This window comes from Cohnella lupini, assembly GCF_003386205.1.
Lineage (GTDB): Bacteria > Bacillota > Bacilli > Paenibacillales > Paenibacillaceae > Cohnella > Cohnella lupini.
This window is the reverse complement of record NZ_QRDY01000017.1, coordinates 101607-112965: the sequence shown is the minus strand read 5'-3', so window position 1 is coordinate 112965 and position 11359 is coordinate 101607. Positions and strand designations below refer to the sequence as shown.

General features: G+C 48.0%; 12 protein-coding genes. 10 read left to right on the top strand and 2 right to left on the bottom strand.

The window, feature by feature from the left end; all coding sequences use genetic code 11:
- Positions 1 to 552, top strand: a 552-nt coding sequence (locus tag DFP95_RS21925) for an ABC transporter permease (protein ID WP_147304205.1), incomplete at its 5' end; no start/stop codon positions are given.
- 44 nt (positions 553 to 596) lie between these two features.
- On the opposite strand, the gene DFP95_RS21920 is transcribed toward DFP95_RS21925, so the two are convergent.
- Positions 597 to 1202: a GNAT family N-acetyltransferase gene (locus tag DFP95_RS21920; RefSeq protein WP_115994835.1), complete on the bottom strand. Its 606-nt coding sequence runs from the start codon at positions 1200 to 1202 to the stop codon at positions 597 to 599.
- 211 nt (positions 1203 to 1413) lie between these two features.
- Here DFP95_RS21920 and DFP95_RS21915 point away from each other — a divergent pair, with 211 nt between their 5' ends.
- On the top strand, positions 1414 to 1944 hold the full coding sequence (locus DFP95_RS21915) for a GNAT family N-acetyltransferase (RefSeq protein WP_115994834.1): 531 nt from the start codon (positions 1414 to 1416) through the stop codon (positions 1942 to 1944).
- On the opposite strand, the gene DFP95_RS21910 is transcribed toward DFP95_RS21915, so the two are convergent.
- On the bottom strand, positions 1941 to 2648 hold the full coding sequence (locus DFP95_RS21910) for a DNA alkylation repair protein (RefSeq protein ID WP_115994833.1): 708 nt from the start codon (positions 2646 to 2648) through the stop codon (positions 1941 to 1943). The two genes, DFP95_RS21915 and DFP95_RS21910, sit on opposite strands and share 4 nt — an antisense overlap.
- 222 nt (positions 2649 to 2870) lie before the next feature.
- Between DFP95_RS21910 and DFP95_RS21905 the strand changes: the two genes are divergently transcribed.
- The 8 genes from DFP95_RS21905 to DFP95_RS21865 all read left to right on the top strand — a co-directional run bounded on the left by DFP95_RS21905 (position 2871) and on the right by DFP95_RS21865 (position 11229).
- On the top strand, positions 2871 to 3410 hold the full coding sequence (locus DFP95_RS21905) for an NADPH-dependent FMN reductase (RefSeq protein WP_115994832.1): 540 nt from the start codon (positions 2871 to 2873) through the stop codon (positions 3408 to 3410).
- 249 nt (positions 3411 to 3659) lie between these two features.
- The gene (gene epsC / locus DFP95_RS21900; protein WP_115994831.1) at positions 3660 to 4205 is read left to right on the top strand and encodes a serine O-acetyltransferase EpsC; all 546 of its coding nucleotides are present in this window, start codon (positions 3660 to 3662) and stop codon (positions 4203 to 4205) included.
- 557 nt (positions 4206 to 4762) lie between these two features.
- Positions 4763 to 5290, top strand: coding sequence for a hypothetical protein (locus DFP95_RS21890; protein ID WP_115994829.1), 528 nt, complete (start codon positions 4763 to 4765; stop codon positions 5288 to 5290).
- A 258-nt stretch (positions 5291 to 5548) separates the two neighbouring features.
- Positions 5549 to 6316, top strand: a complete 768-nt coding sequence (locus DFP95_RS21885; protein WP_115994828.1) for a peptidylprolyl isomerase — start codon at positions 5549 to 5551, stop codon at positions 6314 to 6316.
- A gap of 230 nt (positions 6317 to 6546) precedes the next feature.
- Entirely contained in the window at positions 6547 to 8199 is a 1653-nt protein-coding gene (locus tag DFP95_RS21880; protein WP_115994827.1) for an extracellular solute-binding protein, read from the top strand.
- 68 nt (positions 8200 to 8267) lie between these two features.
- Complete coding sequence (locus DFP95_RS21875; RefSeq protein ID WP_115994826.1) at positions 8268 to 9170, top strand: ABC transporter permease; 903 nt, start codon at positions 8268 to 8270, stop codon at positions 9168 to 9170.
- A 10-nt stretch (positions 9171 to 9180) separates the two neighbouring features.
- Positions 9181 to 10062, top strand: coding sequence for a carbohydrate ABC transporter permease (locus DFP95_RS21870; protein ID WP_115994825.1), 882 nt, complete (start codon positions 9181 to 9183; stop codon positions 10060 to 10062).
- A 39-nt stretch (positions 10063 to 10101) separates the two neighbouring features.
- Positions 10102 to 11229, top strand: coding sequence for a glycoside hydrolase family 88 protein (locus DFP95_RS21865; protein ID WP_115994824.1), 1128 nt, complete (start codon positions 10102 to 10104; stop codon positions 11227 to 11229).
- Positions 11230 to 11359: the final 130 nt, after the last annotated feature.

Sequence of the window (11359 nt, the reverse complement as noted above, 5' to 3'; positions counted from 1 at the left end):
GCAAGCGGAATAGCCTATACGGCTTATCGCCTGTTTATGGATAAGCAGAGGGGCATATTCGAGCGGTTTCACACCATGCCGATTTCACGTTCCGCTTTGCTTTGGGGGCATGTGCTGACCTCTCTTGTGTCCAACGCCATATCGGTAATCGTCATCATTCTTGTAGCGCTAGTTATGGGTTTTCGTTCTTCCGCGGGAATACTGCCATGGCTTGCAGTAGCCGGCATACTCGCGTTGTTCACGCTGGCCTTAACTTGGGTCGCGGCGATTGCCGGACTATCCGCGAAAACGGTAGAAGGTGCAAGCGCGTTTTCCTATCCGCTTATCTTCCTACCGTTTATCAGCTCGGCGTTCGTGCCGACCGAGTCGATGCCGAAGGTCGTTCGCGCCTTCGCCGAAAACCAGCCGGTGACATCAATCGTGAACGCCATCCGTGCGCTGCTGTCAGGTCAGCCGGTAGGCAATGAGATTTGGGTCGCTCTTGCGTGGTGCGTCGGGATTTTGCTAGTAGCCTATTTCTTCGCAATGAGGGTGTATAAGAAGAAAGTGTAAAGAAGGACATCATGTCCGAATGAAGTCCGCGGAAACCGCGGGCTTTATTTTGTTCCTATGGTTGTCTGACCGCCAAGCATGCTTTCCAGATTTTTTTTTACGTTCGCCCATTCTGAAGCTATGAAGCTATAGTAGGCAGTGTCTCTGATGTAGCCATCGCCTAAAATCCGATTGCTGCGGTGGATTCCTTCCGGAGTAGCCCCAATACGCTCCATCGCCCTTAATGATCGGGTGTTTCGGGAATCGGCCTTAAGCTGCACGCGAACCGTACCCAATGTCTCGAAGCAATGTTTCAATAGCAAATATTTGCACTCGGTATTGACTCGAGTTCTCCATACTTCTCGGGCAAGAGCCGTCCAACCAATTTCCAGATGTCGATGGGGGGCGGAAATGTCAGCAAACCTGGTTGTACCCACTAGACGATCTGCCTCCATGTCATAAATGACGAAGGGCATGCAGACTCCTCTAGCTCGTTCCTCCAAAGCTGTCTCCACATAAGTTTTCATATCAGCTACATTTCGCATACCGGGAGGGGAAAACGTCCATATTTCCGGATCGTTCAACGCATCGTAAAGCGCAGCTATATGAGAAGCTTCCATGGGAACGAGGGTTACTCGTACTCCTTGCAAAATAATCGGTTCAACCTTCATAGGCTTGTCCCCTTTTGTAGTCCATTTTTAATGATCATAGTTAATTAAGATACAAGGAAGACTGACACTTGAAAAGTGCCAATTTCCTAATTTATTAATAGTCCAATTCTGCAGGGCAGGATTAAGAATTTGGGTATTGAATATAAGTAGATGGATTATTTTGTAATAGATGTTTAAAATATGATCTTGTTAATGCAGGGAGGCGGATTCAATGTGCATAAGAAAAGCTAATTTAATGGACGCAAGGGGAATAGCGAAGGTACACGTCGATAGTTGGAGATCAACTTATAAAAACATTATTCCCGATGAATTTTTAAGGAAGCTGTCCTATGCCGAACGAACTGACTTGTGGAATCGTAATATCTCTAAAGAAGGAACCCATGTATATGTTGCATTAAACAATGCGGGGGAAATCGTAGGATTTGCGGATTGCGGAAAAAGGGAGAGCAATAATGCCGATAATTCCGGCGATATAACTTCCATTTACTTGCTTGAAGAATATCAAGGAAGAGGCATTGGAAAGCAACTGCTGAAACAACTTTTTCTCCAATTTGAAGAACTCGACTTTACTAGAATTTTCGTCGAGGTATTGGAAAATAATAAAACCCGCTTTTTTTATGAATATTACGGTGCTAGTTTAATCAAATCAGAGAAGATAAAAATCGCAGGCGCTGATTTGATGATGCTTACATATGAGTGGAGTAATATAGGCGAGGTTTTAACTAAGTTTGATACAGTCTAACATCTTACATGTTTGCGTTTGAATCCAATTCTCCCCTTTTCTACTTCCTTTTGAATACGTTCGGAAGCGAGCAGGAAGCTGCTTTTTTTCTTGTCACGTATGACTTCTACTGGGCCGACTGCTTTAGCGGTTTCGACTGCCTCATCATGGAGCGGCAAATAGGATGTCGCCACCGTGAATATAAAATTATTCATAGCGAATTTAGCGCGTTCGGGAGATTCGTGAATCGTATTTTTCGCAAGTTCAAGCAAATCGGCAATCTTGCTTACGGCAAATTCACCATCCGGACGATTTCCCATTAGCCAACAGTAACAGCTCCAGCCAGCCGACATTCTTAGCTCATCGCCGCTTGCAATCCATTTATCGGCCACATTTTGCGCAATGTCCGTTTCCGCCAAAGTTACCGCTACTACAAAATCGGACAGCATATAGAAATAAGCGGCATCGATCCAACGTTCGAAATCCGCTTCAGTCATCGCTTTGGGATCTGCGATTATTCCGGCAAAATACATGGCATCGTAGTTCCCTGTTGCGTAAAGCTGTTCGGCCAAAGCTTGATTTATTTTTGTTTTTTTGAAGATGGGCTTCATTTCGCCTGTAGCTACTCCAAAAAGCGGTTCGAGAGCGCCATTGGATTCGTAAATTTTCTTGGTTCGTTGCTTTCCGAGAGCTTCAAGCTCCTGCATTACCAGTTCTAAATTCATTATTAGCACTTCCTTCTCAATTGTGGATTTGCGTTTAGGAATCAGTATTCTATTATGATTACTATATCAGATTTAATAGTTTGTGATCGCACTACCAGCTGTAATTTCGTCTATAGTAGCTGTTAACTTGACTATTGATAGGGTAACTTCTATAATAAAAATGAATGGTCTGTCTTTTAAGTTGAAGGCAAAACATATATAAATTTTAAGGAGGAATATCAAATGTCAAAGCTTAATATCGGTATTATTCTAGGAAGCACTCGTCAAGGTCGCTTAAGTCCGCAAGTAGGAAATTGGCTGAAAGGCCTTGCCGACAAACGCGGAGATGCGAACTATGAGATCGTTGATATTGCAGATTATAAACTTCCCCTTCTAGGCGAAGCCGATGCAACGGAACAAGCGACGGCTTGGAATACTAAGCTCGCAAGCTTGGACGGTTTCGTATTCATCGCTCAAGAATACAATCATAGCATTTCTGGAGCCTTGAAGAATGCATTGGATTATGCACGGGACGCTTGGTACAATAAAGCGGCTGGTATCGTAAGTTACGGATCTGTTGGCGGAGCTCGCGCCGCTGAACATCTAAGAGGTATCTTGGGAGAATTGTCCGTTGCGGACGTTCGCGTGCAAGTAGCTTTATCCTTATACACCGATTTCGAGAACGGTTCCGTGCTGAAACCTGCGGATTACCACCTTACGAACGTTAACGGAATGCTTGATCAAGTGTTGGCATGGAGCGGCGCGTTGAAAACCCTGCGTTAATTTCTGTCTGCATAATTGTTGTTGGAATATAGATAGAAGAGATGGTTGCCATTTGGTAGCCATCTCTTTTTTTTTCAGAATCTTTTATTGACCCAAAGCGCCTATAGCTGTAATGCCATAAATGTAAACTTAGCAACTTAGAGAGTGGGACTCTGAAATGTTTAAAAATGGTATAAAAGGATCTTATAGTATGATACGATATGAAACACAAAGAGTGTCCATGTATCACACTACGAAGAGGTGAAGGATTTGTTGCGTGATGACGTCAAGAGGCTGATTGGTCGTCGTCCAAGAACACTAACCATTTTGAAACATATCGTTACTGATTCGGGCGTTCTATCAATCGCGTTGTTGAGGTTACAATCAAAGCTGTACAATCGCAAATTATATCTACCGGCAAAACTAATAAGAATGCTAAACATTTCGTTAACAGGCGCTGATTTTTGTTTAGGCTGCGTTATCGGTAAAGGTCTTATAATTCGACACTCTAATGGAATAGTGGTTGGAGGACTTTCGGTTATAGGAGAAAATTGCACTCTTCTTCAGCAAGTTACACTTGGTGAACGTGACGGTGATGGGTCAGATCACAATCATTCGAATCCAATTGTAGGTAATGGGGTGACCATTAGCGCAGGTGCTAAACTAATTGGAGGCATTGTTGTCGGTGATAACGCCATTATTGGAGCGAACGCAGTCGTTCTTCAAGACGTGCCTCCGAATACCGTCGCAGTAGGCATTCCCGCAAGAATCATTGCCAAAAAATCCGTTACGCAAAGCGTTGAACAAGTAGGATAGACTATCCCCGATTTGGGTTTGTTCTGGTCGGAAAATCCGACTATGGCGCGGCATCGCGAGGGTTTGCGTTTGTGATGGTCGGAAAACCCGACCATGGCGGGGCATCGCGAGGGTTTGCGTTTGTGATGGTCGGAAAATCCGACTATGGCGCGGCATCGCGTGGGGTTGGGTTTGTTATGGTCGGAAAACCCGACCATGGCGGGGCTTCGCGTGGGATTGGGCTTTTTATGGTCGGAAAACCCGACTATAGTGCGGCATCGCATGGGGTTGGGTTTGTTATGGTCGGAAAACCCGACCATGGCGGGGCTTCGTTTAGGATTGGCGTTTGTTATGGTCGGAAAACCCGACTATAGTGCGGCTTCGCGTGGGTCTACACCTCCTTACCACAGGTATACCGAGTTGACACCCCTTAATACAAAGAGGTGTCTTTTTCTTTTAAAGCGGGGGAACTTCGTAACGGTAATGTTAATACTGGATGAAATTCCATAAAATAAAACCTTTATAAATATCTAACGTCTAAACTATCATGAGCGTCTAAATTAAAGAGAGGGATTCTTATGATATCATCCAACAAAATAAAATTATTTGTAATTCTGAATGTAATGCTATTCCTAATTGTTGGCTGTAATATCGGTAAAAAGGAGAGCGTTGCAAATAAATTCTCAATTTATTTGGTTAAAGACCTTTCTGCAGCCGAAGCTATGAGTAAAAAGCTTAATGATCTTCCCTTAGAAACTATACCAGTGCTTAACGACAAGGAAATGAAATCATACAATTGGACGAATCATGAATTTATGATGAAGGAAGGCATTAGTTTAGAGGAAAGGTTGGAAGGAAAGATATCTTCAAATGGTAAACCTTTCGTTGTGGTCGCGGGTAATGAAAGAATATATCTAGGGAGTTTTTGGGCTACTTATTCTTCTCAATCTTATCGTGTCGATATTCCAATTATCTCTTCTTTGTGGCTTAAAAGAAGTGGAATCGATACGTACAAAATCAATTATGGAAAAAATCCGGTTCCTAGAATCGATACTAAAATATTCGAGGCATTCAAAGGATTAGGGAAGCTTGCTAACGTAGATTGATAATAAAAAGCGGCAGTCGAGGAGGGTCTCTTTCCTAGGCTGCCGGATACCAGGGCTGAGACGGAAGAAGAAACGATATGAATGAGAAAATTCCGAAAAATAAAATATTTTCGTACAAAAACCGCGTAAAGCTCGAGGCTACGTGGTTTTTTGCTTTTTTTAGCGAAATTTTTCATTATTCTTTCATTGCGTTCTGGTAAACTCTCTATACAATCCATTCATGTCTATAGAAATTACCGAGTAGAGGGGTCTGACATCATGAAGATTGATCAAGTTATTGCGCTTCAAATCGAAGGGGAAAATTATTCTCTGGGAACTGTTCTGCGATTTGCCAATCTGCAAGGCAAGTTTGACTTGATTGACGATTATATTACGATTTCGCTCATTGCTACTTATGCGGACGAGCATAGCATTACGGCAAGTCAGGAGGAAATCCGGGCGGCCGTCACGGACTGGAAGATGGAAAAAGGGATGTATCAAAGCTTGGATACGGAAAAATGGCTGGCGGAACGTTTGCTGTCTACATCCGATTTGGTTGATTTTGCCCGAAGGAAAATATTGAACGATCGAGTTCGGAAACACGTGGTTTCCGGCAAGGTAGAGCCATATTTCGCGGATCGGCGATCCCTATTCGACGCGGTGGCATTCTCGCAAATCGTCGTAAACGACAGGGTGCTTGCGCGCGAGCTTAGATTCAGGACGATGGAGGGTGCAGAGTTCTTCTCGCTTGCGCGTCAGTACTCCATCGACGAATCCACCCGGCTTGCCGGAGGGTTCGTCGGGAGGATCGAAAGGACGCAACTTCCCCAAGCGATTGCCGCGCATGCTTTCGGAGTGATTCCGGGAACGATCGCCGGACCTTTCGAGATTGACAAGAAATTTTACGTGGTCAAGATAGAAGAAGTGTATCCTGCCGAACTAAATGAAGCGACTCGAGCGAGAATCGAAGGAATCCTGTTCGAAGAATGGCTTTCTCTCAGACGAAAGCAAGCAAACGTCAATGTTTCTTTATGGAATGAAGACTAATAGAATCGTAGATCAGGAAATAACCGAAACCGAATAAGGCGCAGGCTTTCGAGCTTGCGCTTTTTTGCTACGCCCGATTTCCGATTTTGCGAATCGTTTTGGAGAAATCGTCATCTCGCCGGCAGCATTTCGTCATCCGTTTATCGATTTTGCTCATATCGCCGTTCAAGAAGTTTCCGTTAGTCTGTGGGAGAGATGCATCTCATATTCAAATGGCGGAGGTTGGATGGATGAAGAGATTGATAACGGGTACTTTGATCGTCATGATGCTGGGCACATTGTTAATCGCTTGTTCTTCGAAAGGGGATAACGAATCCGCGGCAGAGAATACGGGCAGCGCAAGTAGTCCGGCAACTTCGACGGAAGCTGAAGAAGGAACGGAGGCAACCGCATACCCGATCAAGACGGACAAAACTCTCGTTTATTGGGGAGAAATCACGGGGAATCTGGTAGGCGTAAAAGCAACTCACGCCGAGGTGCCGTTCTTTCAGGATTGGCAGAAAAAGACGGGCGTGAAGCTTAAATTCACGGCGCCGCCCGCCGGTCAGACGAAGGAAGCGCTGAACGTCATGCTGGCTTCCGGTAACCTGCCGGACATGATCGAGTACAATTTCCTTAACGATTTCCCGGGCGGACCCGAGAAGGCGATCGGAGACGGCTATATCCTGAAGCTGAACGACTTGATCGACCAGCACGCGCCTAATTTGAAGAAGTTCCTGCAGGAAAATCCGGACATAGACAAGATGGTCAAAACGGACAACGGCAGCTACTACGCCTTCCCGTTCATTCGTTACGACGAATACTTACGCGTGTTCCAAGGGCCGATCGTCCGCAAGGATTGGCTGGACGATCTAGGCTTGCCCGTCCCCGAGACGATTGAAGATTGGACGGCTATGCTGCGGGCGTTCAAAGAGAAGAAAGGAGCGGCCGCTCCCTTCTCGGTCAATAGCAAGCCTCGATTCTTCAACGACTCCGGCAACGGAGCCTTCATGGGTGCATTCGGCGTTAACCGAGGCTTCTATACGGAGGACGGAGCCATTAAGTTCGGCCCTTCCGAGAGCGGCTTCAAGGAATACTTGCGCTTGTTCCAGTCGTGGTACAAAGAGGGATTGATAGATAAAAACATCGCGACCGCGGACGGCAAAGCGGTGGACGGCAACATGGCTTCCGGAGCAACCGGCGCATCGATCGGCAACGCCGGCGGAGGCATTGGAAAGTGGCAGCCTCTCGTCGCAAGCAACGACCCGAAAGCCGTATTAGTCGCGGCTCCTTATCCGGTGTTAAACAAGGGGGATACGCCTAAGTTCGGCCAGAAGGATAACGCGTATTCCTCCGGCGGAATCGTCGCCGTTACGGCTTCGGCGAAGGATCCGGAGCTTGCGGTCAAGCTGCTGGACTACGGCTATAGCGAGGAAGGCAGAATGTTCTTCAATTTCGGAACGGAAGGCGTCAGCTACAACATGGTGGACGGATATCCGAAATATACCGATCTGCTGATGAAGAATCCGGATAAGCTGGCTCCGGCGCAAGCGATGTCGCTGTACGTACGCGGCAGCTACAACGGTCCGTTCATTCAAGACAAGCGTTACGCCGAGCAATTTTTCGCCTTGCAGACGCAGCGGGATGCCATCGGCATCTGGCAGAATACGGACGTCGCCAAGTACGCGTTGCCTCCTCTGACGCCGACTCCGGAAGAAAGCTCGGAGTATGCCACGATCATGAACGATATCAACACGCTGGTCGACGAGATGACGCTGAAGATCATCTTGGGTTCGGAGCCGATAGACAAATTCGAAAGCTACGTGGACAAAATGAAATCGTTGAAGCTGGATCGGGCAATCGAAATCCAGAGCGCCGCGTTGCAACGTTATAACGCTAGGTAGGAAATGAGACGAAGGAGGGCGAGCGAGCTTCCGCCCTCCTTTATTCGAACTGAGGTGAGAGACGTCGCATGAACAGATTCGTACGCGATTTCGCGATGAACAAATATTTGTACGTCATGATGATTCCGGTTATCGCTTACTATGCCGTATTTCATTACGCTCCGATGTACGGGGCGCTGATCGCCTTCAAGGATTACTCCCCCATGAAGGGGATATGGGGCAGCGACTGGGTCGGCCTCAAGCATTTTTACGATTTTTTTAACAGCTACTACTTCTGGCGCATCTTGAAAAATACGATCGTCATTAGCTTTTATTCGCTCATATTCGAATTTCCCGCACCCATTATATTGGCTCTGCTTATCAATGAGGTTCGCAACAAGGCTTTCAAGCGCGCGGCGCAGACGATCACTTATATGCCTTACTTCATATCGCTAGTCGTCATTTGCGGTATCGTTACCGACTTTACGAACGCGGACGGAATCATTAATCGATTGTTCGTGTCGCTAGGTTACGACGGACAGGCGATGCTGCAGAAAGCGCATCTGTTCCGTCCGATCTATATTTTATCGGAAATTTGGCAACGCATCGGGTGGGAGTCCATCATCTATATCGCGGCGTTGATGAGCGTCGATATGGAGCAATACGAGGCGTCGAGGATAGACGGCGCGAGCCGGCTGAAGCAGCTCTTTTACATTACGATACCGGGTATTATGCCTACGATCGCGATCATGCTTATACTGCGAATGGGCAATCTCCTGAACGTAGGCTTCGAGAAGATCATTCTGCTGTACAACCCGGCGACTTACGAGACCGCGGACGTAATCTCTTCCTTCGTCTATCGGAAGGGGCTTCTGGAGTTCGGCTGGAGCTACAGCTCGGCGGTAGGTCTATTCAACTCCGTCATTAATCTATTTTTACTGGTAATGGCCAACTATATTAGCCGGAGAATAAACAACAGCAGTTTATGGTGAGGTGAGATCGGTGAGGAATAAAATAGGATTCGGAGAACGAGTATTCGATATCGGAGTGTATTCGGTGTTAATCGTTCTTATAGCCGCGACCTTGTATCCGTTGCTATACGTGCTGTTCGCGTCTTTCAGCGAAGCCAATCAGTTAATCGTCAACAAAGGCATTCTATGGAAACCTCTCGGCTTCAGTCTCGAAGCTTACAAGAGTGTCATGCGGAACCCCGGCATTCTGAACGGATACCGCAATACGTTATTCATAGTCGTGGCCGGATTGGCCGTTAATCTGACGATGACGGCGCTTGGCGCTTACGTGCTTTCCAGGAAAAACGTGCTGTGGAACAATGCCTTTATGATCTTCATCGTGTTCACGATGTTTTTCGGCGGGGGGTTAATTCCTCTTTATCTGGTCGTGAAGGGTGTCGGCCTGCTAGATTCGTTATGGTCGACCATCATTCCGTTCGCGGTCGGAACCTTTAACCTCATCATTATGCGAACGGCTTTCATGGGCGTTCCCGATAGTCTCGAGGAGTCCGCGAAGATAGACGGAGCGAACCATTTTACGATTCTGTTTCGTATCGTCATCCCGCTCTCCATGCCGGTAATAGCCGTCATGATTTTATATTACGCGGTAGACAAATGGAACGGGTGGTTTTACGCCTCGGTGTTCATCCAGAGCAGGGAGCTGTTTCCGCTGCAACTCGTGCTCAGGGAAATCCTGATCGCGAACGCCACGGACGGCATGTCCGCCGGAGCCGATGCGGGGGATCGTTTCCAGATCGGGGAAACGATTAAATACGCGACGATCATGGTCGCCACCGTTCCGATTCTTTGCGTATATCCGTTCGTGCAGCGCTATTTCGTGAAGGGCGTCATGATCGGTTCGTTGAAGGGGTAAGAAGGTAACTTTCAAGCGAAATAGGGAGGAAACAAAATCATGGGAGACAAGACGGAATTACTCGACTTCAGTGCGATATGGGAGCAAATCATGCCTAAGGTAGACCGAATGATCGCGCAGATCGGGGATAAATCTCCGCATGTCGCCGGCGCGGACGGCAAATACGACGACAAACGAATCGACTGGTGGACGTCCGGCTTCTGGCCGGGTATTCTCTGGATTATGCACGATATGACGGGAGACGATCGCTATAAGGAGGTTGCTTGGCATTGGGACGAGCGCCTGGAGCGATTTATGCTGGAGCCGAATCATTTCGATCACGACGTCGGTTTTCATTTTCTGCCGACGGCGGTCATCAAGCATAAGGTTACCCGGGACGAGGATGCCGTTCGTCGCGGACTGTTCGCCGCCAATTTCATGGCGGGCCGCTTTAATCTGAACGGCGGCTTCATACGCGCCTGGAACGGCGATCATCAGTCGGGCTGGTCCATCGTCGACACGGCCATGAATTTGGCGCTGCTATTCTGGGCTACGAAGGAAAGCGGGGATCCTAGATTCGGTCAGATCGCGGAGGCGCATGCTGACACGGTAGTTCGGGCTTTTATTCGCGACGACGGTTCGGTTAACCATATCGTCAGCTTCGACCCGGAGACAGGCGAAGTACTGGAGTCTCTCGGCGGCCAGGGTGCCGCGCCCGACTCCGGCTGGAGCAGGGGAACGGCATGGGCTCTGTACGGCATGACGATCGCGTACCGCTATACGGGGAAAACCGCCTACTTGCATGCGGCTCAGCGCGTCGCCCATTATTTCATCGCCCACTTGCCGGAGGATCATGTGCCCCATTGGGACTTCAGAGCGGATGGCCGGCTTGACGACGAGCCGCGCGACAGCTCGGCGGGAGCCTGCGCGGCGTCGGGGTTGATCGAGCTGTCGATGCTGCTGACCGAGAAGACGGGGCGGGTATACCGTGACGCCGCGGAGCGTATTCTGCAGTCGCTTTACCGCGATTACGGCACATGGGACGATGCCGGCCACGAAGCGATATTGCGGCACGGCACGGGGCATAAGCCGGCCGGGCAGAACGTCGACGTTTCGCTGATTTACGGGGATTATTTCTTCGTGGAAGCCATCGCCAAGCTGAAGGGATGGAAGCATCGTATTTTCTAATCGCAAGCGCGATTGGATAAATTATCAATCGAATTGAACGATTTCGTCATTTCGCATATCGGGTCGCTCCTGTAAAATGAGGACAGGATAGAGGGCTGGCCGTCCGTTTCCCGGAATCTACGAAATGCGA

Excerpts from the sequence above, each read along its gene's own strand:
- DFP95_RS21910 (WP_115994833.1), bottom strand. The coding sequence starts at position 2,648 with ATGAATTTAGAACTGGTAATGCAGGAGCTTGAAGCTCTCGGAAAGCAA.
- DFP95_RS21920 (WP_115994835.1), bottom strand. The coding sequence starts at position 1,202 with ATGAAGGTTGAACCGATTATTTTGCAAGGAGTACGAGTAACCCTCGTT.
- DFP95_RS21885 (WP_115994828.1), top strand. The coding sequence starts at position 5,549 with ATGAAGATTGATCAAGTTATTGCGCTTCAAATCGAAGGGGAAAATTAT.
- DFP95_RS21915 (WP_115994834.1), top strand. The coding sequence starts at position 1,414 with ATGTGCATAAGAAAAGCTAATTTAATGGACGCAAGGGGAATAGCGAAG.
- DFP95_RS21880 (WP_115994827.1), top strand. The coding sequence starts at position 6,547 with ATGAAGAGATTGATAACGGGTACTTTGATCGTCATGATGCTGGGCACA.
- DFP95_RS21905 (WP_115994832.1), top strand. The coding sequence starts at position 2,871 with ATGTCAAAGCTTAATATCGGTATTATTCTAGGAAGCACTCGTCAAGGT.
- DFP95_RS21865 (WP_115994824.1), top strand. The coding sequence starts at position 10,102 with ATGGGAGACAAGACGGAATTACTCGACTTCAGTGCGATATGGGAGCAA.
- DFP95_RS21875 (WP_115994826.1), top strand. The coding sequence starts at position 8,268 with ATGAACAGATTCGTACGCGATTTCGCGATGAACAAATATTTGTACGTC.
- DFP95_RS21890 (WP_115994829.1), top strand. The coding sequence starts at position 4,763 with ATGATATCATCCAACAAAATAAAATTATTTGTAATTCTGAATGTAATG.